The sequence below is a fragment of the Bacillus sp. FSL K6-1000 genome (genome assembly GCF_038630785.1).
Classification (GTDB): domain Bacteria; phylum Bacillota; class Bacilli; order Bacillales; family Bacillaceae; genus Bacillus; species Bacillus safensis.
The window spans coordinates 3,246,211-3,270,008 of record NZ_CP152042.1 but is presented as its reverse complement, the minus strand read 5'-3'; the positions used below and the strand labels follow the sequence as shown (position 1 = coordinate 3,270,008).

Annotated in this window: 20 protein-coding genes and 1 pseudogene; 15 read left to right on the top strand and 6 right to left on the bottom strand. The window is 42.0% G+C overall.

Features of this window, described 5'->3' with window-relative positions; genetic code table 11:
• Nucleotides 1-2: 2 nt before the first annotated feature.
• From MHI46_RS17015 to kduI, 3 genes are all read right to left on the bottom strand, one after another.
• Nucleotides 3-1,469, bottom strand: a complete 1,467-nt coding sequence (locus MHI46_RS17015) for a spore germination protein (protein ID WP_106025549.1) — start codon at nt 1,467-1,469, stop codon at nt 3-5.
• Between the two features lie 102 nt (nt 1,470-1,571).
• Nucleotides 1,572-2,345 carry a 2-dehydro-3-deoxy-D-gluconate 5-dehydrogenase KduD gene (kduD, locus tag MHI46_RS17010; protein WP_106025550.1) on the bottom strand — a complete coding sequence of 258 codons (774 nt, stop codon included), beginning with the start codon at nt 2,343-2,345 and terminating at the stop codon, nt 1,572-1,574.
• A 5-nt stretch (nt 2,346-2,350) separates the two neighbouring features.
• Nucleotides 2,351-3,178: a 5-dehydro-4-deoxy-D-glucuronate isomerase gene (gene kduI, locus MHI46_RS17005; protein ID WP_339208402.1), complete on the bottom strand. Its 828-nt coding sequence runs from the start codon at nt 3,176-3,178 to the stop codon at nt 2,351-2,353.
• A gap of 258 nt (nt 3,179-3,436) precedes the next feature.
• Here kduI and MHI46_RS17000 point away from each other — a divergent pair, with 258 nt between their 5' ends.
• From MHI46_RS17000 to MHI46_RS16945, 12 genes are all read left to right on the top strand, one after another.
• Nucleotides 3,437-4,447: a LacI family DNA-binding transcriptional regulator gene (locus tag MHI46_RS17000; RefSeq protein WP_039181927.1), complete on the top strand. Its 1,011-nt coding sequence runs from the start codon at nt 3,437-3,439 to the stop codon at nt 4,445-4,447.
• An 86-nt stretch (nt 4,448-4,533) separates the two neighbouring features.
• On the top strand, nt 4,534-5,550 hold the full coding sequence (locus MHI46_RS16995; protein ID WP_342502966.1) for a sugar kinase: 1,017 nt from the start codon (nt 4,534-4,536) through the stop codon (nt 5,548-5,550).
• Nucleotides 5,522-6,121, top strand: a complete 600-nt coding sequence (locus MHI46_RS16990; RefSeq protein WP_047201904.1) for a bifunctional 4-hydroxy-2-oxoglutarate aldolase/2-dehydro-3-deoxy-phosphogluconate aldolase — start codon at nt 5,522-5,524, stop codon at nt 6,119-6,121. The genes MHI46_RS16995 and MHI46_RS16990 overlap by 29 nt, the downstream gene beginning before the upstream one ends.
• 120 nt (nt 6,122-6,241) lie before the next feature.
• Nucleotides 6,242-6,697 (top strand): GNAT family N-acetyltransferase, encoded by a 456-nt coding sequence (locus tag MHI46_RS16985; RefSeq protein WP_247543816.1) that lies wholly within the window; start codon nt 6,242-6,244, stop codon nt 6,695-6,697.
• 68 nt (nt 6,698-6,765) lie between these two features.
• The gene (locus tag MHI46_RS16980; protein ID WP_047201902.1) at nt 6,766-7,767 is read left to right on the top strand and encodes a sugar-binding protein; all 1,002 of its coding nucleotides are present in this window, start codon (nt 6,766-6,768) and stop codon (nt 7,765-7,767) included.
• A complete protein-coding gene (locus tag MHI46_RS16975) occupies nt 7,764-9,206 on the top strand; it encodes a sensor histidine kinase (protein WP_039181916.1) in 1,443 nt (480 codons plus the stop codon). The genes MHI46_RS16980 and MHI46_RS16975 overlap by 4 nt, the downstream gene beginning before the upstream one ends.
• A complete protein-coding gene (locus MHI46_RS16970; protein WP_342502965.1) occupies nt 9,200-10,618 on the top strand; it encodes a response regulator in 1,419 nt (472 codons plus the stop codon). Before MHI46_RS16975 ends, MHI46_RS16970 begins: the two co-directional genes overlap by 7 nt.
• Nucleotides 10,619-10,720: 102 nt before the next feature.
• Complete coding sequence (locus MHI46_RS16965) at nt 10,721-11,986, top strand: ABC transporter substrate-binding protein (protein ID WP_047201899.1); 1,266 nt, start codon at nt 10,721-10,723, stop codon at nt 11,984-11,986.
• A 55-nt stretch (nt 11,987-12,041) separates the two neighbouring features.
• The gene (locus MHI46_RS16960) at nt 12,042-13,013 is read left to right on the top strand and encodes a sugar ABC transporter permease (protein WP_251181013.1); all 972 of its coding nucleotides are present in this window, start codon (nt 12,042-12,044) and stop codon (nt 13,011-13,013) included.
• Nucleotides 13,010-13,831 carry a carbohydrate ABC transporter permease gene (locus tag MHI46_RS16955; RefSeq protein ID WP_342502964.1) on the top strand — a complete coding sequence of 274 codons (822 nt, stop codon included), beginning with the start codon at nt 13,010-13,012 and terminating at the stop codon, nt 13,829-13,831. Before MHI46_RS16960 ends, MHI46_RS16955 begins: the two co-directional genes overlap by 4 nt.
• Before the next feature lie 147 nt (nt 13,832-13,978).
• Nucleotides 13,979-14,929 carry a mannose-6-phosphate isomerase, class I gene (gene manA, locus MHI46_RS16950; protein ID WP_064497959.1) on the top strand — a complete coding sequence of 317 codons (951 nt, stop codon included), beginning with the start codon at nt 13,979-13,981 and terminating at the stop codon, nt 14,927-14,929.
• A 124-nt stretch (nt 14,930-15,053) separates the two neighbouring features.
• Nucleotides 15,054-17,684, top strand: coding sequence for an N-acetylglucosaminidase (locus MHI46_RS16945; protein ID WP_260774925.1), 2,631 nt, complete (start codon nt 15,054-15,056; stop codon nt 17,682-17,684).
• A 17-nt stretch (nt 17,685-17,701) separates the two neighbouring features.
• Here the strand turns inward: MHI46_RS16945 and MHI46_RS16940 are convergent, their stop codons facing one another.
• On the bottom strand, nt 17,702-18,892 hold the full coding sequence (locus MHI46_RS16940) for a CDP-glycerol glycerophosphotransferase family protein (protein WP_126682379.1): 1,191 nt from the start codon (nt 18,890-18,892) through the stop codon (nt 17,702-17,704).
• Nucleotides 18,893-18,903: 11 nt separating this feature from the next.
• Nucleotides 18,904-19,674: a WecB/TagA/CpsF family glycosyltransferase gene (locus MHI46_RS16935; RefSeq protein ID WP_039181899.1), complete on the bottom strand. Its 771-nt coding sequence runs from the start codon at nt 19,672-19,674 to the stop codon at nt 18,904-18,906.
• A 317-nt stretch (nt 19,675-19,991) separates the two neighbouring features.
• On the opposite strand from MHI46_RS16935, the gene tagD reads away from it, so the two are divergent.
• The 3 genes and pseudogenes from tagD to tagH form a co-directional block, all read left to right on the top strand.
• On the top strand, nt 19,992-20,384 hold the full coding sequence (tagD, locus tag MHI46_RS16930) for a glycerol-3-phosphate cytidylyltransferase (RefSeq protein ID WP_144503020.1): 393 nt from the start codon (nt 19,992-19,994) through the stop codon (nt 20,382-20,384).
• A 278-nt stretch (nt 20,385-20,662) separates the two neighbouring features.
• Entirely contained in the window at nt 20,663-21,490 is an 828-nt protein-coding gene (locus MHI46_RS16925; RefSeq protein ID WP_144503019.1) for an ABC transporter permease, read from the top strand.
• Between the two features lie 19 nt (nt 21,491-21,509).
• A pseudogene (gene tagH / locus MHI46_RS16920) lies at nt 21,510-22,412 on the top strand (teichoic acids export ABC transporter ATP-binding subunit TagH); the annotation flags it as partial.
• A gap of 307 nt (nt 22,413-22,719) precedes the next feature.
• On the opposite strand, the gene galU reads toward tagH, so the two are convergent.
• Nucleotides 22,720-23,601, bottom strand: a complete 882-nt coding sequence (gene galU / locus MHI46_RS16915) for a UTP--glucose-1-phosphate uridylyltransferase GalU (protein WP_251181015.1) — start codon at nt 23,599-23,601, stop codon at nt 22,720-22,722.
• Nucleotides 23,602-23,798 lie beyond the last annotated feature (197 nt).

Genomic DNA, 23,798 nt, shown 5'->3' with positions numbered 1-23,798 from the left:
GTTTAATCTCCTTGTCTTCTGAGGTTTTTTATTTTTGCTGTTTTTGGTCTGGATTTAAATAGCCCGATTGGTAAACGAACGTACGTATCCTTTAAATCTGAAAACGGTGAAGACAACACAGGTGTGAAATAGTCAAAACCAAAGGTCTTTAACTGCATCAAGTGACAAAGCACAAATAAATAACACATGATTAAACCGTATAATCCAAACAATGCCGAACTAAAAATGGCCATAAACCGCAAAATACGCAGTGGGAAACTAAAGTCATATGACGGTGCCGTGAAGTCAGCCAGTGCGGTCAGCGACACAATAATCACCATTAAGGCACTGACGATATTGGCTTGGACAGCTGCCTGACCAATAATAACCCCGCCAATGAGCCCAATTGTCTGTCCGATGGCTCTTGGAAGCCGTAGTCCAGCTTCCCGCAGCAGCTCTATCGTAAAAGACATGAGAATGGCTTCGACAACAGGAGGGAAGGGAACATTCTGCCGGCTGCCTGCGATGGTGAGTGCCATTCTTGTCGGTAATAAACCGGGATGATAAGAGACAAGTGCAATGTAAAGCCCGGGTAAAAAAATCGTGAGCAGCACGGCAATATAACGAAGTAAACGCAAAAGAGTCGCGCTTGTCCACCTCTGATAATAATCCTCTGGTGATTGCATCAAAGCTGTAAGTGTCATTGGTAAAATGAGGGCAAAAGGAGTCCCATCGAGCAAAATCGAGACTTTGCCTTCAAGCACAGATGCAATCACCCGGTCAGGACGTTCTGTGTTTTGAATCTGTGGGAAAATAGAGATGTGACTGTCCTCAATCAACTGTTCAATATAGCCGGTTTCAGGGATGTCATCCATTTTGATTTCGGCCATGCGTGATAGAACATCTTCTACTAGTTTAGGATCAGCAATATCACGAACATACACAAGAGCAGCGGATTTTTTATTGCGAGTACCGATACTCACCTTTTGAATCACAAGATTTGGGTCGTTTGCCCGTTCACGGAGTAAAGCCGTGTTTTTTTCAAGATTCTCAATAAATCCGATCCGTGGTCCTCTTACAAGAACTTCAGATTGCGGCTCTTCTACTTCCCTAAATTGAAAAAGATTTGTATGGAGTGCAAGTGCTTGAGCCGCTCCATCTACAAATAAAATAGCCCTGCCGCTATATAACTGCTCGATGGCAAGGTTCATATCATCCAGCACATCACTTTGAATGCCAAAGAACGTTTTTGAAAGGGAGGGAAGTGTAGTAGAATCAACCTCAGTGAGGTCCAGTTCCTTTTGCATTGGTGAAATGATTTGCTTAGAAAGCATCTCAAATTCTGTGAGTCCTTCAATGTACACGAGACATGCAGACATAGTGGAAGGACCAAATGAAAAAGAGTGGAACACGATATCATCACTTCTTCCGGCAAAGCTTTTGACACGCTTAATGACGGACGCTATATCTTGTTCAATACGACTTTTCATAATACCTCACCCTCATCACATGTTTTTTATAGAGTGACTCGGAAGGTGGAGAATTATACAAATAGAAAAAAGAGAATCCCGGATAGGAATTCTCTCGTCTTTTTATCTTGCAAGCCAGCCGCCATCAACGGCTAAAATATGACCGTTCATATAATCAGAAGCTGGTGAGCTAAGGAAAACAGCAGCACCTGCTAGATCCTCAGGTTTTCCCCAGCGCCCGGCGGGAATTCGTTTGAGAATCTCTTCATTTCGATTTTCATCGTCCCGAATGGCTTGTGTGTTATTGGTCGCAATATACCCAGGCGCAATCGCATTCACTTGAATATGCTGGCTCGCCCATTCATTGGCAAAAGCTTTCGTCAGCCCTGCGACAGCATGCTTGCTTGCTGTATAGGCGGGGACAAATACGCCGCCTTGAAACGATAGAAGGGAGGCGATATTGACAATTTTCCCTTGCCCGTTTTTCAGCATTTGCTGTCCAACCTTTTGCGTGAGGAAAAAAAGACTGTTGATATTCACATCCATGACCGTATGCCAATCTTCCTCTGAATAGTGAGCCGCTTGCTCTCTTTTAATCGTTCCAGCATTATTGATTAAAATATCAATCGTATGCTTTTTTAATATGGCGTCGACAGCCTGCTTTGCAGTTTGAGGATCGGAAAAGTCAACCTGAACCGCATGAAATGATCGGCCTGCCTGTTCGACAAGTGCCTTTGTTTCTTCAAGCGGTGTGTGATGATAAGTGCCGATGATATCTGCACCTGATTGGGCAAGCGCCACGGCAATGCCTTGCCCAATACCGGTTCCAGGACCTGTCACAAGGGCTGTTTTTCCTTCAAGGGAAAAGAGGGACGCTGCATATGATGTTGTCATCATCCTTGTTACCTCAACTGATCCATTGGGACAAAGTCCATATCTTTGAACGTATAGTTTTCGCCCGCCATTGCCCAAATAAATGAATAATTCGCTGTGCCTGAGCCTGAATGGATGGACCAGGCAGGTGAAATGACTGCTTCCTCATTTGCCACAACAAGATGCCTTGTTTCAGACGGCTCCCCCATAAAATGAAAGACTCGTGCATCCTCTTCGATATCAAGATATAAGTACACTTCCATCCGGCGATCGTGAATATGAGCAGGCATCGTGTTCCACGTGTTATTGGTTTCCAGTTGAGTGATTCCCATCATGAGCTGACAGCTTTGAATGCCATCTGCATGGATGACTTGATACAGGTTTCGTACGTTGGAGGCAGCTGCTTCCCCTAAGTGGTTTGGTGTTAATTCAGCGATGGCTGCTTTTTGCGTAGGGTACGCTCTATGAGCCGTGGCTGAAACTAGATAGAACTTGGCCTTGTCGCCTGATGAACTAGCAAACTGTACATCTTCGTGACCAAGACCAATATATAAGAAATCTTTATGCTCCAGCACAAAGGCCTCACCATCAACAGTGACCGTTCCTTGTCCGCCGACATTCACAATCCCGATTTCACGTCTTTCAAGAAAATACTCCGTTCGTAAAAAGTCCCCAGCATCTAGTGTGATCGGCTCTGATGCCGGCATGGCTCCGCCAATCACCACACGGTCTTCATGAGAGTAATAGAGCTTTAATTCACCACTGACAAATAGCGTAGGAATATGAAAATGACGACGAAGTTCCTCGGTTGTAAAACGTTTGACCTGTTCAGGATGTACAGCATAACGATTTTCCATTTGGATAAGCCTCCCTTTCCATCTGAAACAAATATTGATATTTATTTGGTATCGGTTTCAAGGAAAATTCTAGAGGAAAAAGAGAGTGCCGTCAACCGTTAATTTGAAATCGCTTTCTTTTTATCTGATTAGACGAATTTTTGCCATCATCATGCAAAAAAATCTTCTGAAATGCCATCAATTATGATATGATCTTTTTAAGTTTATTTGAAATCGGTTTCGAACCAAATGAGAAGATCAATTGTGGGAGTTTTTTGAATGAAAGAGAAAAAGCAAACGAAAGTGACCATTAACGAAGTAGCAGCTTATGCAGGGGTCTCAAAATCAACTGTATCCAGATATATCAATGGCAGAACAAATGAAATTTCTTCAGAAAAGGTAAAAAAAATCAAGAAAGCCATTGAGGAACTCCACTATCGCCCGAGTCAGCTTGCTCAAGGACTAAAAGTCAGAAAAAGCAAGGTCATTGGATTTATTGTAGCCGACATTACGAATCCATTCTCTGTGGCAACACTTCGCGGAGTTGAAGAGATTTGTGATGAATATGGATACAGCATCATGGTGTGCAACACAGATAATCGTCCAGAAAAAGAACGGGAAATGCTCCTTAAGCTGAATGCACATTATATTGAAGGGCTCATCATCAATACAACAGGACAGAACAATGACATTCTGGAGGAGTTTAAGAAAAACGGTGTGCCGATTGTTCTTGTGGACCGGAAGCTGCCTGAACTAAAAGTCGACACAGTGACCACGAACAACCGTGATATCACAATCCGGCTGCTTCAACAAATGTATGAGAAAGGCTATGATCACATCGCATTCTTTACTGAGCCTGTCGATGGAATCAGTCCTCGTGAAGAACGAAAGGAAGCATATGAACAGACAGCTTTGAGTAAACATAAGAAGCCAATCATTGCAGAAATTGATTTAAAGCAAAAGGAACAAATGCGCGAAGAGATTGTCCGTTTTCTACAATCAAACGAACAGAAAAAAGCGATTTTAGCAGGCAATGGATTACTCATGCTGAAGCTGATTAGTGAACTTGTAGAGCTTGGGATGAAGATTCCTGATGAGATCGGTATTGCAGGGTTTGATGATACAGAATGGTATAAGCTGATTGGACCTGGAATCACAACGGTTGCCCAGCCATCTCATGAAATGGGGAAAGCAGCCATGCAAAAAATCAAGACACGGCTTGAAGGGGATGAAAGTGCGCCCCAAACGATTCAGCTTGATGGAGAAATCATTGTAAGAAAATCTTTATAAAGGATAGGCAGAGAAGAGTATACATACGTGCATGCTCTCTCTTTTTCAACTGATTTGAAACCGGTACCGAGAAAGGGGAGAAATGAGTGAAAGCATTGGATGCGGTCACATTTGGGGAATCAATGGCGATGTTTTATGCAAAGGAAGTTGGGGAGCTTCATCAAGTGCATACATTCCAAAAGGCGCTTGCTGGTGCAGAAAGTAACGTGGCTGTCGGTTTGGCGAGGCTGGGCTTTCATGTGGGCTGGATGAGCAAAGTCGGAGCAGATTCACTTGGCACATTTATTTTAGAAGAGCTTCAAAAAGAAGGGGTCGATACAAGTGCAGTGCTCCGTTCAAATGATGGGTCTCAAACGGGCATCTTACTTAAATCAAAAGTGATTGATGGAGACCCTGACGTCACGTATTATCGGAAAGGCTCTGCTGCGAGCACAATGAGTCCAAGCGACTTTCCCGTCACTTATTTCGAACAGGCAGGCCACCTTCATATGACTGGTATTCCGCCTGCCCTATCCAGTGAAATGAGAGCGTTTTCTATTCGTGCCCTTCAAGAAATGAAAGCAGCGGGCAAAACCATTTCATTTGATCCAAATCTTCGGCTTCAGCTATGGGAAGAGGAGGAGGACATGATTCAGACGGTGAATCAAATCGCCTGGCAAGTGGATTGGTTTTTTCCAGGGCTTGCAGAAGGGCAAAGGCTCACGGGTTGTCACGAGCCAGAAGAAATTGCAGATGTTTATTTGCAAAAAGGCGTCAAGCTAGTGGTCATTAAGCTAGGTCCAGAAGGTGCCTTTTATAAAAGTGCAGCCGGACAAGGAATGGTGAATGGATTTTATGTACAGGATGTCGTAGATACAGTCGGAGCTGGTGATGGATTTGCAGTGGGGGTCATCAGCGGGTTACTTGACGGCTTATCAAATGAAAAATCCGTGACAAGAGGTAATGCGGTTGGGGCACTTGCAGTGATGTCTCCTGGCGATAAGGATGGACTGCCTACCCGGGAGGAGCTTCAAGCTTTTATGAAAGAAGCCAAACGATATCAAAGGCGGGATTATATGAAAGGGGATGAGAGATATGGGAAAGTCAGCAAGTTTGAGCGTTAAAAAGCAGCTCGCGTCTTGTAAGTTGATCGCGGTGGTGAGAGCGGGTAGTGAAAGAGAAGGCATTGAAATGATTGAGCGTTTAAAGAAAAAAGGGGTCCGTGCTATTGAAGTGACGTATACCACGCCAAATGCTGAACGCATCATCGCATCCTTTCAGCAGGAGCAAGACCTCATTGTAGGAGCTGGAACGATTACGACACTGGAGCAGGCACAATCAGCTGTTGAGGCAGGCTCACAGTTTATCGTCAGTCCAGGATATCTTCCTATGATTGGAGAACATCTCTCATTTTACGACACACTCTATGTACCAGGGGTTCTCACCCCGAGTGAAATCATGCAGGCGAAAGCAGATGGCTACGGCTTGCTCAAGCTTTTCCCAAGCGGCTCCTTCGGTTTATCCTATATGAAAAACCTGCAAGGTCCATTTCCAGAGATTGAATTTATTCCTACGGGTGGCATTCATCCAGCTGATGTTCCGAAGTGGCTTCAAGCAGGCGCGGTGGCTGTCGGTGTCGGAAGTCAGCTTGAAAACAGTACAGCAGAGGAATTACAAGCCGTTCTTTCCTCATAAATACTTGTAAAACGAACAAACAATTGGCTCATAGATGCCGGTTGTTTGTTCGTTTATCTGACATAATAGCAGATAACCATTCAACTCTTCACGTACAATGATCGGGAAGGAGTGATGGAAATGTATATTCTACAAGATGAACTTACGGATGGACGAATTGATCAGCTGATTACTGCACATATAGAAGAAATGAAGGTGCATTCGCCGCCAGAAAGCATTCACGCCCTTCCATTAACTGATTTAAAAAAACAAGATGTCACCGTGTGGAGTGTGCGAGATGGAGAGGAGCTTCTTGGCTGCGGAGCGTTAAAGGAGCTGTCAAGTGAACATGGGGAAATCAAATCGATGAGAACTGCAGCCCTCCATATGCGGAAAGGTGTAGCGAGGTATATGCTGAATCATCTTCTCCAAGAGGCAAAACGGCGCGGGTATACACGTGTCAGCTTAGAGACAGGGGCAATGGCTTTCTTTGAACCAGCAAGAAAACTATATGAAAGCGCTGGCTTTCAGTATTGTCCGCCTTTTGGTACATATCAAGAAGATCCAAACAGTTTATTTATGACAAAGGAATTATAGAGGTCGAGAGAGTATGCTTATAAGCAGCTCTTTTTTTATGCGGAAATAGTGAAAAGGAGGAGGATACGGTGAAATTATCTAAGTGGATCGGAATGAGCGCATTTCTCACATTTTGTGTGGTATCTGTCATCTTTTTAACGTTATTAGGTCAAGATTTATTTAAAATTGAAAGCGCTTCCGATAAAACAGCGTCAACGTATCAATACCATTTTGTCCTTGTACCGGAGGAACTTGATAACGAATATTGGCAGCTTGTACAAAAAGGAGCTGCTGATGCGGCAGACGTTCATCACGTGTATCTAGAATATTTGGGCCCTAAGCAAGCGGATGTCGACGATCATCTGAAAACCATCGATATGGCGATCGCTGGGCATGTTGATGGCATTATGACGCAGGGACTTGATGCGAAAAAATACAAACCGCTTTTTCAGAAGGCGAGGGAAAAAGGAATTGATGTCGTCACCGTCGATACGGATGCAGAAGGGAGCAAACGTCAAGTGTATGTAGGAACGGACAATTACTATTCAGGCTTTATCGCAGGGCAGGCACTCATCGCAGATACAAAAGGTGAACAGTATGTAGGAATTGTCACAGGCAGGCTGGATGCCATTCATCAAAAGCTGCGCGTCAAAGGCTTTCGAGATGCCGTCTCCGCTGAAAAACGCATTCATATTGCTGGAATAGAAGAATCAGCCATTACGAAGTCAGGTGCCTCAGGTGCCGCTTATAAACTATTAAACGATCATGCGAAGCTCACCGCATTTTATGGCACAAGTGCATTAGATGGTGCAGGCATCATTCAAGCAATCGCACAGTATCAATCATCCACTGATTTTTATGTGCTTGCATTTGACACATTGCCTGATACGATTCAGGCGCTTGATGATGGAACGATTGATGCCGTGGTCGTGCAGCATCCTTATGAAATGGGCTATCAAGCGGTTGAATCGCTTGTTCGTTTGCAAAAAGGTGAAAAAGAAGAACCGCTTCAGTACACGGGAACGAGTGTGATCCGGCGCGGGGATCTGCCTCTTCAGCAAACAGACAGAAAGCAGGGGATGCAGCCATGAGAAAGATTCGAAGTAAGCTGTTATTGGCATTTTTAATCCTTGTGCTTCTTGGCAACGTAGCCGCTTTTTTTGTCTACTGGAGCAGTTCAAAAATCACATCAGAATATAGCCGGAGCTTCCGTTCTTTTCTGCTGCTCAATGATATATCGACAGAAGCAAAAACGATGTATGAAAAAGTCAATGCCTATGCCATTGAAAAGGATCGGAAGTTTGCCAAAGAATACCTTACGTCAAAACAAAAAATGAAATCCTACGATCAAGCGCTGCGAAAGGATGCCGGGCTTCATGCTGCGATTCCATCGATTGAAAAATATCAATATATGATACGGACGCTCATCAATGAAAGTGATGCGACCATGACACATGTAAAAGAAGGGAAAATCGAAGAATATGCTGCAAGTGTGAAGGAAGTGAGAACCGTCTCCTCCTATATACAAGAGCAGACGATGACCCTGCTTGATGATGAATTATCTGAATATCAAGTACTCTATCAATCTCTTCAAAAAAGGCATCATACCTATGCGCTCTTTACCTTGTGCCTGTTTACGTTATCAATCGGGGTCGCATTATGGATGGCTTATATGATTGCTGGCGGGATATCAAGACCCATTGTTCATCTGTCCCGAAGCGTAAAAGAAGTATCAGAAGGAAATTTTGATGGAGCGAATTTGCATGTCACCTCAAAGGATGAAATTTCTGTTTTAAATGAAGCCTTTCAGCGAATGCGGCAAGAGATGAAAATGATGATTGAAGAGATCAAACAAAAGGCAGCATTGGATCAAAAAATCAAAGACATGAAGCTAAAAACGCTGCAAAACCAAATGAACCCGCATTTTTTATTTAACACATTAAACATCGTTTCGCGGATGGCTTACTTAGAATCAGCGGAAGCCACATCGAGATTGATTCAATCCGTTTCCACGCTGATGCGGTATTCGCTGTCTGCTCTGAGTACATCCGTTACATTGGAACAAGAAGTGAAAGTGGTAAAAGAGTATTTTCATATACAAGAAACGAGATTTGCCGACCGTATTACGTGCAAAACGTCCATCGATGAGTCGTGTTTATCTGTACATATCCCAAGTCTCACCTTACAGCCGCTTGTCGAAAATGCCTTCATTCATGGCGTCGAACCAAAGGAGGAAGAGGGACTTGTTGAGCTCTCAATCTATCAAGAAGGCGGCTATGTGATGATTCGGATTCGGGACAATGGGATGGGCATCAATGAATTGGAGAAAAGAAGATTGCTATCAGAAAAAGAAGAGGAAGATCCGAACATCCTGAGTAAAGGCCACTCGACAGGAATTGGTCTTCGAAATGTGATGTCAAGACTGCGTTTGTTTTACGGGGTGCAAAATGCCCTTCAAATTGATTCAAAGCCAAACGAAGGCACCACCATACAATTGGCTATTCCGATGAAGGAGGGACCGGCATGCTGAACGTGCTGATTGTCGATGATGAAAAAATAGAACGACTAGCGATGCGGAAGTTCTTAACCGAATGGGTTCCAGAGTGTCATATAGCAGGAGAAGCGGAAAATGGAAAGAAGGCGGTTGAATTCGTGCGATCTGAGCCCATTCATCTTGTGCTCATGGATATCCAGATGCCTGGCATGGATGGACTGGCGGCGATCAAACAGATCAAAGCAAGCAGTCCTCATACAAAATTCATTATGCTGACAGCCTACGATACATTCGATTACGCCAAGCAAGCGATGCAAGAAGGGGTGAAACAATACCTTGTCAAACCAGCTGATAAAGACGAAACCATCGCAGCCATTCGATTTGTAGCAGCAGAAATAAAGCAGGAGGCGTCTCAGCGGCAGGCGGCAGCGGCCGATCAGCAGTCAAAGTGGCTTGAAGTCCATATCATGAACGGTCAATCCTATACCTCCATGGAGTTTCAACAGCTATTTTCAGAATATGAAGCAGGTCTTATCATCGCGGTGCAGCGGACGGGCGGGAATCAACTGTTGAACGATTTACAGAAATCTGCACAATTTCATACGGTGCCTATTCAGATGGGGGGTGAACTGTTTACATGCTTTATTTATAGTCAGCAAGGACCAGGTCAGCTTAAGGCAGAGGTGCTGCAAGCCATTCGAGCTGCCATGACAAACGGTCAGCCTTCACCTGTCGTTGGCATAGGGCACCCAGTCTCAAACCCGCTTCATCTTCAGAAAAGTGCAGCAGAGGCGAAGCTTTCCTATTATCAGCGAAAAAAGAGTGGCAGCGTTGTTCGTTATGGCTTTTACCAAACAGACATAAAGCCCGGTCCATTGATTCATCTGCCAGACCTTGCGGATAGCATGATGCAGGCGCTCGAGGAAGGGAGAAGAGAGGATGCGCTGGCTTTATTTGATGCCTTTCAATTAGAGGGGGCGACGATTTCACAAGTAAAGGAACTGCTGATTCTCTTCAAATCACGTCTCCGTACAGATCTATCGATATTGACAATCAGCACCGCAGCTGAATGCCGTCAGTGCTGTGAACACCTATTTGACGTGTATGAAGCGAGAACCCAGACCATCAATGACATTGAGCGGGCAAAACGTTACATCAAAACGCATTATTGTGAACAGATCACACTTGAGCAAACAGCCGCTTATGTTGATTTAAGTCCAACCTATTTCACAAAACGTTTTAAAGACGAGACGGGTCTGACATTTAAAGAGTATGTGACAACCTGCCGGCTGGATAAAATCAAAAAGCTCCTCAAGGACAGCTCGCTTAGCTTAAAAGAAATTACCTATCAAGCAGGATATACAGATCCTAATTACGTCAGCCGTGTGTTTAAGAAGATGGTCGGCTGTTCACCGAAGGAATATCGAAAACAGGTCGTAAAAAAATGAAGAATTTCATAAAAAAGTTCAGAAGTTTGCCTGAAAAAAAGCAAGGATCTGCCATTATACTTATTTTGATAACGCTTACAAAATAGGGATGGGGGATCAATCATGAAGGTCAAATTAGGCTTTACACTGCTTGCACTCTGTATGCTGATCGTTACTGCCTGCAGTTCATCGACGAACTCAGAGGCAAAAAAAGAAGGCGGAACGGAAAAGCTCGAAATTTTCTCTTGGTGGACAGGAGCGGGTGAGGAAGACGGGCTGAAGGCACTCATCCAATTGTTTGAAGAGAAGAATAAAGACATTCCAATTGAAAATGCAGCCGTCGCAGGTGGTGCTGGTACGAATGCAAAGGCTGTTCTGACTAGCCGTATGCAGGGGAATGATCCGCCTGCTACGTTTCAAGTGCATGGCGGGGCGGAGCTGAATGAGAGCTGGGTCGCGGCAGGCAAAATGGAGCCGCTGGATGATTTATATGAAAAAGAAGGCTGGAAAGACAAATTTCCAGAATCACTGATTGATCTTGTCAGCAAAGATGGAAAAATCTATTCCGTGCCAGTGAACATTCACAGGGGCAATGTGCTTTGGTATAACAAGAAGGTATTTGATGATGCAGGCTTAGAGCCGCCAGCGACATTTGATGAATTTTTCAAAACAGCAGATGCATTAAAGAAAAAAGGGATTACGCCACTTGCGCTTGGAGATAAGGAGCCTTGGGCGGCGACTCATTTGTTTGAAAGTGTTTTGCTTGGTGTATTAGGGGCAGATGGTTATCAAAAACTTTGGGCTGGCGACATGAAAATGGATGACCCGAAAGTGAAGGAAGCGGCAGACATCTTTGGACGTATGCTCGAATACGTCAATGATGATCACAGCTCACGTAACTGGCAGGATGCCTCACAGCTCGTGGCAAAAGGGGAAGCAGCAATGAATGTCATGGGCGACTGGGCGAAGGGGTACTTTGTGAATGATCTTGATTTGAAGGTGAATCAAGACTTTGGATACACGGCGACTCCTGAAACGGAAGGAAGCTTTATGGTGATCACCGATACATTTGGACTGCCAAAGGGTGTGAAACAGCCAGAAAACGTGAAGAAATTCTTATCTGTTTTAGGATCTGTGGAAGGACAGGATGCGTTTAATCCGCTAAAAGGATCGATTCCAGCACGTGTGGATGCAGACGTATCAAAATATGATGAATACGGAAAATCGGCGATGAAGGCATTTAAAGAGTCAAAACTGGCGCCGTCTCTTGCTCATGGCTCAGCTGCTGAAGAAGGGTTTGTGACAAAAGCGAATCAAGCCGTCAATATCTTCGTGACACAAAAAGACAGCAGCCAGTTTGTATCATCTTTAAAAGATGCAATGAAATAAAGACGAAAGAGGCGGCGGCTAGGCACCGCCTCTTTTTTAAAAGGAGTGTAGCTTCATGCGCATGGACACATCGCCGATGACAAAAACATCTATGCCCAAGGTCAAACGTATGCGGAAAAAATGGAATGGAGATCAGCTGCTGGCGCTGCTCTTTTTAGCCCCGTCAGCGATTTTATTATTCATCTTTGTTTACGGCTTTATTGGCTGGACAGGATATGTGTCATTATCAAACTGGACCACGCTTGTTCCTGATTTCTCTTTCGCAGGTCTTCGCAATTATGCCATGCTGTTTCAAGATTTCCGCTTTCAGTCAGATCTTCGAAACACGGTCTTTTTTACTCTATTTTTTATTGGGGCTGTCATTGTCTCTGGTCTTGCACTTGCAATTTTGCTAGATCAGAAGATCAAGGGGGAATCTCTTTTTCGGAATTTATTCTTCTTTCCGATGGCCCTTTCCTTCGTTGTCACAGGGGTTGTATGGCAATGGATTTTAAACCCGTCAACAGGGGTGAATTTATTTTTGAAAACGCTCGGTATCCAGCCTAAATGGTACACGGATACGAACATTTTGGCCGGATTTGTCTGGGGGAAAATTGAGTTTGGTGTACCTGCGGCCATGATTGCCGTCGTGATTGCAGCTGTTTGGCAAATGACAGGCTTCTCTCTGGCGATGTATTTGGCGGGTCTGCGAGGAATTCCAGAGGAAGTAAGAGAGGCTGCTAGAATGGATGGTGCATCGGAGTGGCAGATTTACTGGAAAATCATTTTTCCTCTTTTAAAACCGATTACTGCAAGTGTTGTTATCATCATGGCTCATATTTCATTAAAGATTTTCGATTTGATTTACTCGATGACAGGACCGGGTGCGAATTTTGTCACCGATGTCCCGGGCGTGTATATGTTTGAAATGACCTTTAGAGGAAACCATTATGCAGGCGGTGCCGCCATTGCGATTGTCATGCTGATCTCTGTTGCGGTCTTTATCGTGCCATACCTCCTGTCGAGCCGGAAGGGGGCTTCATCATGACAGCCAGACAGTTTGTCCGTCCAGTTCTTTATGCTTTATTGATTTTGTGCAGTCTATTTTTTTTGATGCCAGTTTATGTCATGCTCGTCACTAGCTTGAAGCCATTAGGTGAAGTCACCCTTGAGCGAATGTGGTCGCTGCCATCTACCATCGATTTTTCAAGCTATCAAATCGCATTTGAAAAGCTGGCACCCAATTTAATGAATTCTCTTTATCTAGTCATTCCTGCTACTTTATTGTCCGCTGTATTAGGTGCAATGAATGGCTATGTATTATCAAAATGGCGTTTCAAAGGATCAGAAGTCGTCTTTACGCTGATGCTCTTTGGGATGTTTATTCCATATCAAAGTATTCTAATTCCACTTATTCAATTTTTGCGTGAAGTCGGATTGTATAATTCAATTCCAGGGCTTGTGCTTGTCCATGTCGTATACGGACTTCCGATCACAACGCTCATGTTCCGAAATTTCTATGTGAGCATCCCAGATGAAATGATTGAATCGGCGAAAATGGATGGCGCAGGGTTTATCGGGATTTTCAGACATATGATTCTTCCGCTTTCGATCACAGGGTTTGTTGTGGTCGCAATTTGGCAGTTCACAAATGTGTGGAATGAATTTTTATTTGCAGTCACGATGACCACTGCGGAGCATCAGCCGGTGATGGTTGCCTTGCAAAATCTATCAGGTAGTCAAATTGTGCAGTGGAACGTCCAAATGGCAGGAGCGATATTGGCTGCGCTGCCGACACTACTCGGCTATATTCTTCTTGGAAAATACTTTGTCAAAGGGCTTCTTGCAGGCTCTGTCAAAGGGTAAAACAATTTTTGTGTTATCGTTTTCATTCGGTGTACTGAAAGGATTGACTTCTCTTTAGATAGCGTCATAATAAAAGTTGAGACTTACTAGTTTTCATCAAGCTAGGTAAGGATTATCAAAGGGTAGCAAAGGGAGGAGTCATCCTGAATGAAGCAGTCACCAATTTTTTTACTGCCTGAATTGAAGGAAAGAATATGGGGAGGTACAGCCTTAAGGGATCAATTTGGCTACGATATTCCTTCTGATCAAACGGGAGAATGCTGGGCAATTTCTGCTCATCCAAACGGACCAAGTGTCGTGCAAGACGGTCCATATAAAGGGAAAACGCTGATCGAACTTTGGGACAATCATAGAGAATTGTTCGGGGGGATAGAAGGCGATCGCTTCCCGCTGTTAACCAAAATTTTAGATGCAAACCAAGACTTGTCCGTTCAAGTACATCCAGATGATGATTATGCGGAAAGACATGAAAATGGCGAGCTTGGAAAAACAGAGTGCTGGTATATCATTGACTGCAAAGAAGGAGCGGAAATGATCTATGGGCACAATGCAAGAACAAGAACTGAGCTTGTCACCATGATGAATAGCGGAGATTGGGAAGGTCTTTTGCGGCGGGTGAAAATTAAGCCTGGTGATTTTTATTATGTGCCAAGCGGTACTATTCATGCGCTTTGCGAAGGAACGCTTGTCCTTGAAACGCAGCAAAGCTCAGATACAACCTATCGCGTATATGATTATGAACGAAAAGACCAGGATGGCAACGAACGTGAACTTCATTTTGCACAAGCAATTGATGTCACGACGGTTCCTCATGTAGACGGTTATGCAGATGAATCAGTTGAAACACGCCGAGGAGTGACCATTCGTACATTTGTTGAAGCAGAATACTTCTCTGTGTATAAATGGGAAATTGATCAAAAAGTAGAGCTTTCGCAGGATTATCCGTTTTTGCTATGCAGTGTGATTGATGGAGAAGGGTCTTTAGAGCATGACGGAAACACATATCCACTGACAAAAGGTGCTCATTTTATTCTGCCTGCTGAAACAGGAAACTTCTCAATTGAAGGATCTTGTGAACTGATTGTGTCGCATATATAAGGCAAAGAGGACTTCAAGAGGGTCCTCTATTTTTCTATTGCATAAATGACTTGAAAGAGTACTTGTTTTTGTCGATAAAGAGATTAGTAGACTATTATGCAAAGTTAAGAGAGGGACAGGGAACGTGAAAAAAACCATCAAGATTATGTTACTCGCAGCTGCCTTTAGTATGACATTACACACGGGTAAAGAAGCGCAAGCAGCCTCCTATGTCGACCAATCCATTTATACGATGAACACCACAAAGGTATTTACAACAGAAGCAGAAGTGAAAAAAGCAGTGGAAACACTGAAGAAGGACAAAAAGTGGACAGCCACTTACCAAACCTCAGGAAATACGTCGAGCTATCAGCTCACTGCCTCAGGATATGAGTCACAAGCAGCAGCGAGTGCAAGTGCAGCTGCATTAAAAAAAGAGGTGGGCATGAGCGGTACGGTTTCTCCAGTAGGTGACCGCCTTCCTTTACAAAAGGTCGTATCTGACCCAGTCAATGATGAAAGTCAGGCGAAAAAGCTCTCACTTGAGCTAACAAAAACATCTGGGCTCAATAGCTCCTATGAAGTCATCAATCAAAGCAAAGCTTCCTATCAGGTCATATCAGGAACCATTGATTCTGAAACGGAAGTGAAAAATATTCAAACCGAGTTGCAAAAGCAGGCAGGCGTCACCAGTACATACCAAACCGAAAACAAAGCTGGCACTGTATATCAGCTGATTTCAAGTGGTATTGTTGGACAAAGTAAGGCGAATACCATTCTGCAAGGTTTTCAGAAGGCATCCGGTTTAAAACCAGTGCTTCAAACGGTAACAGCGGGTAAGCCGTATTACATCGTCACATCCGCTGCACAAGCGAACCAGTCGAAAGCACATACACTTCTTACTCAGCTGCAAAAAGAAGCAAAAATCAGCGGGAAGATTCAAAAGACAGGAGCCTTAAAAAATGTCTACAGCTTGGAATCAGGCTATTTCAAAGACAACAAACAAGCAGCTTCAGCTGCGGCTCAAATTAAGAAGCAAACCGGTGCTGCAGGTATTGTGCAGCGAGTGGGAAAAACAAAAAATTATATCGTGAAGCTCAATCAATTAAACGATACAGCTTACGCAAAAACGATAGCTTTTTTCAAGAAAAAGAAATGGCGCTACTCGTCCAAAAAGATTTCTTCTACACAGCCATATCAAGTAGTGACGGGGAATCTTTTAGGAGATGACCAAGCGAAAAAAGCAGCGGCTTTCTTCCAAAAGAAAAAAGTATCTGCGACAACGAAAAAAACAGGCAAAGTATCAGACAGCACATATCGACTCGTCGTCAATCAAGCAGTGGACCAAGTGAAAGTGAATAAAGGTGCCGCATACTTAAAAATGCAGAAGGTGACAAGCAGCATCAAGACAAGCAAGGGACAGGCTGTCAGCAAAACATATAGTCTTAAGACAACACCTGTATATGAACAAACTAAAGTGAAGCAGGCTCAAGAGATCATCAAGAAAAATGGCATTGGCAGCAGTACAAAAACGCTGACTGAAGCGGTCAAGCAATACCGTATCACGACAGAGCCGACAGTGAATCAGACAAAACTGAATCAAGCACTCAGCTATTTGACGAAACAAAAAATGAAGGCTGTTGCCCAAAAAACAGGTGCAGTCGATTATGCTCAATATCAGATCAAAACAGGTGCTATCTCAACAGTTGCACTGCGTGACCAAGGCATGGCATTTTTCAAAAAACGGAATGAAAACGCTGCGTATACAACAACAACGAAACCAACTTACAAAATTAACATTACGCAGCAATTTACAGGATTACCAACTGTAAATGAAGCCATTGCATTTGTGAAAAGCCAATATGGCTGGACTGCCACAGCCGTAAAAATTAAAAATGGCCCAATGGTCATGCAAACGAACTACAACCTCACTGTCAATGAGATGGTAAACAAACAAATGAAGGTGTCACCACAGACAGATGGTGCGGCCTATGTCTATGCAGCATATGTAGACCAAGCAACATCGACAGTGAATACAGATGGCTTAAATGTCCGTTCAACACCTGATTCGAGCTCTGCAAGCAACATTGTGGCACAGCTGAATAAAGGAGCAAAAGTGAAACAGCTTGGAAAAGAAGGAAACTGGATCAGGATCAACCTCGGCTGGAGAAATGCAAGTGCAGCAGAGGTGCAAAAATATGTAGATCCAGCCAATATTGCAGAAGGCACGCAATCTTATTTTCAATTTCTGAAACTCTCTGAAGCTGCGAATCTCAATCCGGCAGAGGTCAATACAAAGATTTTAGCAGGCAAAGGGATTCTTGCTGGAAAAGGACAAGCCTTTATTACAGCAGCAAAAACGTATCATATCAACGAAATTTATCTTATTTCTCATGCGTTGCTTGAAACGGGTAACGGAAGTTCCATTTTAGCGAATGGTACAATGTTTAATGGAAAGAAAGTATATAACATGTATGGCATTGGTGCATATGACAGCAATCCGAATTATCTCGGTGCAAAGTATGCGTATGAACAGCAATGGTTCACACCAGAGGCTGCGATTATTGGCGGGGCAAAATTCATTGGCAACAGCTACATCAATAATGCGACATACAAACAAGATACGATTTATAAAATGCGCTGGTCTGCTACAGCAACTCATCAATATGCAACAGATATTGGCTGGGCTTCTAAGCAAGTCACTCGTATGTATAGTTTGTATAACCTGCTTGATGACTATACGCTGTATTACGATATCCCCGTGTATAACAAATAAAAAAACGTCCGTGCTTCCTATTGAGAAGCCGGACGTTTTTTTTGTAAGAGCAGCTGCTGTTCAATGAATGAAAGGAGCTGCTGACTTGATTGTCCCTTTGAATATTGGTTCCATTCCTCAGCAAAGGTTTTGATTCGTTCTTTATTGGTTGATCCGTTTAGGTGTAAAAGCTCCTGCAAGAGCATGTCCTGTGTGACGCAAGCCTTTCCAGGAATGATGTCTTCATACCGATCAACTAAGCCGCGTTTCTCCCGATAAGTGTCTAAGTCATAAGTGAAGAACAAGACAGGCTTTTCGAGCAGTGCATATTCAAACACAATCGACGAATAATCTGTCACTAGGACATCACAAGCACAAAGCAATGGATAGAGCGGCTGATCGGACACATCAAATATCCATTCACCGTCTGTTTCTGCTTTCGCTAAATGTTTGACTGCAGGATGAAGCTTGACGAGCAGAATATAATCGCCATTCAGCTCAGTTTGCAATTGCTCTTTTGAAAAAGGCAGGACAAGACTGTCCATTGCAAAGTCTCGATAGGTCGGTGTATAGAGCAGGATCTTTTTTCCTTTTGGGATATCATTCAGCTTTAAGGAAGGCTGATGCTGTTCATAGTACAGATCCGTCAGTGGTACACCAGTTGGTAAAAAGCGTTCATCATTGGCTCCAAACGAGGTCTTGAAAATCTCACGCATGTGATCTGAGCCTGTTACGATATAGTCGAAAGACGCATAGACACGTTTGAAGCGCTCGATGTCACGGGGACTTCGTTCAGAATTTGAAGCATCTTCAAGCCCGAACTTTTTCAAAGCGCCATTGGCATGCCATACTTGAATACAGGTGGTAGAAGGCCGTTTTCTAAGCACACTCGTCATGAGAAAGTAATTATCCGTCACGACAACCTTGCTTTTAAACATCGTATACATACATTGAATGAGATGGAGAGGATTTTTTTCATGAAAATAGCGAAATGACAGATGAGGCCCGTCCTTTTCTATCGCAGAAGCATGCTTCGTATAGAGGACAGTAAGCTTCATTGTCATGTTCGCCTGTTGTTGATAAGTATGAATGAGAGCAGCCGCATTCTCTTGGAACGAAACAAGCAGCGTCACCTGGTTTTCACGCGGTTTCACGCCGCTCATCAGCCATCCAATGAAAGAAATAAAAGCTGCGTAACATGAAATCATCATTGAGCGTATATTCATCATTTGTCAGTCTCTCACAGCTGCTTCGTCTGATCCTTTACCTGCTCAGGATAGTAACGTTTTTTTCCTTTGCTTTCCTTCAATACGGCAAAAGCGTACTTAGGAATATTCAGCATTCGTTTCCATCTCCATGGATTCACAATCAATCTATACAGCCATTCTGTATTTGTCTTAATCATCCAGCGTGGTGCACGCTTCACCGTTCCGCTAAATACATCAAAGCTTCCGCCTAAACCGATGCAAACAGCCTGCGGGAATAAATGGCGGTATTCGTAAATAAAGTTCTCCTGGTTTGGATAACCTAATGCAACGAACACCATATCAGGTTTCGAGCGCGCGATTTGCTTCGCTACGAAACGTTTATCTGCTTGATAGCCGTCACAGCTTCCGGCAAGGACCACATTTGGATATTCCGTATCAATTCGCTGTTTCACAGCCTCAAGCACTTCTTTTTTCGCACCATATAAAAAGATTCTTTTAGACTGCTTGTTTGCTAGATCAAGCATAGACATGAAGACATCAAAGCCGGCAATCCTTGACTTAAGCGGACTTTGGGTCATGCGGGACATCAACACGACGCCTACGCCATCCGGCAGTACATAATCCGCAGATGAGACGACTTGATGGTACGCATGATCCTTCATGACGGCATAGCCTATCTCTGGATTGACAGTCGCAATCATGGCGCCTCTTTTCTGAGAAATATGATGCTGGTTCATATAGCTGATAAATTCATCTAAGTCGCCGTTTACATAAGAAAGGTTAGAGACCACTTCTGTTTGCATTGTTTAGACCTCCTTTTTAACTTGTTATCTATGAACGTTCATTGTAAATTCATTCTTCGCCTACTTATCATTTTATCACAGATGCTCCATGAAATATTAACAATAACTTTACAAACCTTTAAATTTCATGACATTTCATTAACGTACCACTTATTGTGACATGAATCTATGTATGAATGTAATTTTTGAATATAATTTGAAATTAATGTTTCTAGACATGTATGCTATAATTAATTTTTAAAGAGTAATCTGAAGAAACGATGAAATATAGTTTTAAAAGAATAAATAAGATAGTTGAAAGGGGGTATTACTTTGTCATGAAGAAAATTTTAACGTACGGTACGTTTGATTTATTGCATTTTGGGCATATTAAACTGTTGGAGCGTGCAAAGCAGTTGGGTGACTATCTTGTGGTTGGTATTTCTACTGATGAATTTAATCTGCAGAAATCAAAGCAGGCATTTCATAGTTTTGATCATCGTAAACTTATTCTTGAAACGATTCGATACGTAGACGAGGTAATTCCTGAAAATAGCTGGGATCAGAAAATAAGAGATGTTAAAGAACATGATATAGATATTTTTGTGATGGGTGATGACTGGGAAGGTAAATTCGACTTTTTAAAAGAGTATTGCGAAGTAATCTATCTCAAGAGAACAGAGGGAATTTCAACAACGCAAATTAAAGACGAAATTGCTGGTTTTAAATAGAAAGAGTACTTCTTGCATACAGTAAGAAGTGCTCTTTCTATTGTTCATACATTGCTTTATGTACAATGTGTAACAAATTACAACTTGATTATTGATGTGAGGAATAACAGATTAAAGTGACATGAGAAACACTTATTTAGAAGATTAAGCAGATCTTTTAAATTTGTTAATTTTATCCTGTAAAATTGATTGAAGTGAAAAATGATTTAATATCTGTTACAATCATAAATGGCGCTTCATGTGTTGAAGCTATTAAAACTTGTCTAAGGAAGATTAAAATGAATGCAATGTTTAACATTTTAAAAGAACAGATTAGTTCGTTTTCGTTAATTATGCGACTTGCTGTATATGAAACGAAATCAAGCTATCAAATGAATTATTTAGGTATCTTATGGCAGTTTCTTAATCCATTAATTCAGATGTTAGCATATTGGTTTGTATTTGGTATGGGTATTAGAGGTGGCCAGCCAGTCGTTATTGGTGGAATGGAAGTGCCATTCATTATTTGGATGCTAGCAGGCTTGATTCCATGGTTTTTTATTAGTCCAACGATTCTTGATGGTTCAAACAGTATCTTCAAAAGAATTAATATGGTAGCAAAAATGAACTTTCCAATTAGTATTTTACCGTCAGTTGTGATTATCTCTAATCTATTCAGTTATTTTGTGATGATGGGTATATATCTTATTGTGATGATGTCTTATGGAATCTATCCGGATATACATTGGATACAATATTTTTATTACCTCATATGTATGATTGTCTTCATGTTTTCTTTTAGCTTGTTAAACTCTACAATTAGTATCATTGTGAGGGACTACCAATTTCTTTTGCAAGCAGGAACTAGATTACTCTTCTTTTTACTTCCGGTCTTTTGGAACATAACCGAAAAAATGACTGGCGATAAAGCTTGGATTGTAGATGTTCTTAAGTTGAATCCTCTGTTTTATATAATTGAAGGGTTTCGAAATAGTTTTTTAAAGGGTGAGTGGTTCTTCAATGATTTAACCTATACGCTTTACTTCTGGTTTATCACGCTACTTATTCTTACAATAGCTTCACTGCTACACATGAAATTTAGAAATAAATTTGTCGATTTTCTTTAAAAAGTAAGGAGATTATACGATGAAACTAAAAGTTTCGTTTCGGAACGTATCCAAACAGTACTTTTTATATAAAAAACAATCAGATAAGATTAAAGGGCTGTTTTTGCCGAATAAGAATGAAAAAGGCTTTTTTGCTGTACGAAATGTATCGATGGATGTATATGAGGGAGAAACAATCGGTTTTGTAGGGATTAATGGATCTGGGAAATCAACAATGTCTAACTTGCTCGCTAAAATCATACCTCCGACAATTGGAGAGATTGAGATGGATGGACAACCATCATTAATTGCTATTGCAGCAGGATTAAACAATCAGCTTAGTGGAAAAGATAACATTCGACTAAAATGTCTAATGATGGGTCTTACAAATAAAGAGATTGATGAATTATATGACAAAATTGTTGAATTTGCAGATATAGGAGATTTTATTGATCAACCTGTAAAAAGCTACTCTAGCGGGATGAAATCAAGGCTTGGTTTTGCAATATCAGCTCATATTGATCCTGATATACTAATTATTGATGAAGCGCTCTCTGTTGGCGATCAAACGTTTTACCAAAAATGTGTTGACCGAATTACAGAATTTAAAAAGCAAGGAAAAACGATTTTCTTTGTTAGCCATTCAATTGGTCAAATTCAAAAAATCTGTGATCGAGTTGCATGGATGCATTATGGTGAATTAAAAATGTTTGAAGAGACAGATAAAGTAGTCAAAGAATATAAACAGTTTGTTGATTGGTTTAATAAACTGTCAAAAAAAGAAAAAGAAGAATATCAGTTAGAACATAAGGAAGAGAGAAAAGGGAAGAAGGTTTTAGAAAAGACTTATAATAAGAAGTCAAAAAACATTATCGGAACTGTTTTGCAAATTACTACTTTGTCTATATTAGCAATTTTGTTCGCTGCGTCTATGTTTATCAATTAAGCATTATGATTTGAAAATCTCCAGAAGTGCACCCACAAAAATTGGCCATAGTCCAACTTTTGTGGGTGTTTTTACTTTGGGAAAAATTCATAATTGTAGTAAAGCCGCAGCAATAAAATTGCTTAAGTGACTGTGAGAGTTGACTAGAGACTGGACCTCATTTGGTCGTGTAAAAGAAAATGTCAAAACCTCATGGCAAAAAAGTATTTTGAAAGGCATATACAAATTATCCAATTCGATGTTGCACTCATACCTCAATAAAAAGACGTGTATAAAAGTAGAGAGTCACTTCAATTCGACATGTTTAATGTACTTCTTCTTTTGCAAGCAATTGTTTCATAAATGGAATGAGTTTCTTTTTTAGATCCTCATCTTGAAGGGCAAACTCTAGAGTTGTCTCGATGAAGCCTTGCTTCTCACCTACATCGTATCGTTTTCCTTCGAAATCATAGGCGAATACCCGCTGGATGTCATTCAGCTTTTGGATGGCATCTGTCAGTTGAATTTCCCCGCCTGCACCAATTTCTTGCTGATCAAGGTACATGAAGATCTCTGGTGTGAAAATGTATCGCCCTAAGATGGCTAGATTGGATGGTGCTGTACCTTGCGGTGGCTTTTCCACAAAGTTTTTCACTTGATAGCGGCGTCCTTCTTGTGTAAGAGGGTCGATGATCCCGTAGCGATGCGTATCGCTGTCTGCTACTTGCTGAACCCCGATGACAGATGAAAGAGTCTTTTCGTATTCATCCATCAGTTGGCGAAGCCCAGGTGTTTTAGCTTGAACAATGTCATCACCTAATAAAACGGCGAAAGGTTCATCACCGATAAAGTTGCGTGCGCACCAAACAGCGTGTCCAAGTCCTTTAGGTTCCTTTTGACGTATGTAATGAATGTCAGCAATATTAGAGGATTTTCTCACCTTTTCCAAAAGCTCGCTCTTCCCTTTTTCCTCCAGGTTACGCTCTAGCTCTGGTGCAAAATCAAAATGATCCTCAATGGCTCTTTTTCCTTTTCCAGTGACGATAATAATGTCTTCAATTCCTGATTCAACAGCTTCTTCAATAATATATTGAATGGTTGGTTTATCAACGATTGGCAGCATTTCTTTAGGCATAGCTTTTGTTGCAGGGAGGAAACGTGTCCCAAGACCTGCAGCTGGGATAATGGCTTTACGTACTTTTTTCAATGAACTTTGCACCTTCCTTACATATTGAAAAAATGATTTGACTTCATCTTTCATAAAGTGTAACTTACAAATGATAGAAATGACAAATGATTTACGAAATTGTATTATTAGGTTCAACATTTATTGTAAAGAGTCTTTGTAAATTTTCATGTTGAACAGGGTAAAGGCGTTGTAAAAATTGAAAATACAATGATTAG

Coding starts and splice junctions, on each gene's coding strand:
- MHI46_RS17015 (WP_106025549.1), bottom strand. CDS start 1,469: ATGAAAAGTCGTATTGAACAAGATATAGCGTCCGTCATTAAGCGTGTC.
- kduD (WP_106025550.1), bottom strand. CDS start 2,345: ATGATGACAACATCATATGCAGCGTCCCTCTTTTCCCTTGAAGGAAAA.
- kduI (WP_339208402.1), bottom strand. CDS start 3,178: ATGGAAAATCGTTATGCTGTACATCCTGAACAGGTCAAACGTTTTACA.
- MHI46_RS17000 (WP_039181927.1), top strand. CDS start 3,437: ATGAAAGAGAAAAAGCAAACGAAAGTGACCATTAACGAAGTAGCAGCT.
- MHI46_RS16990 (WP_047201904.1), top strand. CDS start 5,522: ATGGGAAAGTCAGCAAGTTTGAGCGTTAAAAAGCAGCTCGCGTCTTGT.
- MHI46_RS16985 (WP_247543816.1), top strand. CDS start 6,242: ATGTATATTCTACAAGATGAACTTACGGATGGACGAATTGATCAGCTG.
- MHI46_RS16975 (WP_039181916.1), top strand. CDS start 7,764: ATGAGAAAGATTCGAAGTAAGCTGTTATTGGCATTTTTAATCCTTGTG.
- MHI46_RS16970 (WP_342502965.1), top strand. CDS start 9,200: ATGCTGAACGTGCTGATTGTCGATGATGAAAAAATAGAACGACTAGCG.
- MHI46_RS16965 (WP_047201899.1), top strand. CDS start 10,721: ATGAAGGTCAAATTAGGCTTTACACTGCTTGCACTCTGTATGCTGATC.
- MHI46_RS16960 (WP_251181013.1), top strand. CDS start 12,042: ATGCGCATGGACACATCGCCGATGACAAAAACATCTATGCCCAAGGTC.
- MHI46_RS16955 (WP_342502964.1), top strand. CDS start 13,010: ATGACAGCCAGACAGTTTGTCCGTCCAGTTCTTTATGCTTTATTGATT.
- manA (WP_064497959.1), top strand. CDS start 13,979: ATGAAGCAGTCACCAATTTTTTTACTGCCTGAATTGAAGGAAAGAATA.
- MHI46_RS16940 (WP_126682379.1), bottom strand. CDS start 18,892: ATGATGAATATACGCTCAATGATGATTTCATGTTACGCAGCTTTTATT.
- MHI46_RS16935 (WP_039181899.1), bottom strand. CDS start 19,674: ATGCAAACAGAAGTGGTCTCTAACCTTTCTTATGTAAACGGCGACTTA.
- tagD (WP_144503020.1), top strand. CDS start 19,992: ATGAAGAAAATTTTAACGTACGGTACGTTTGATTTATTGCATTTTGGG.
- MHI46_RS16925 (WP_144503019.1), top strand. CDS start 20,663: ATGAATGCAATGTTTAACATTTTAAAAGAACAGATTAGTTCGTTTTCG.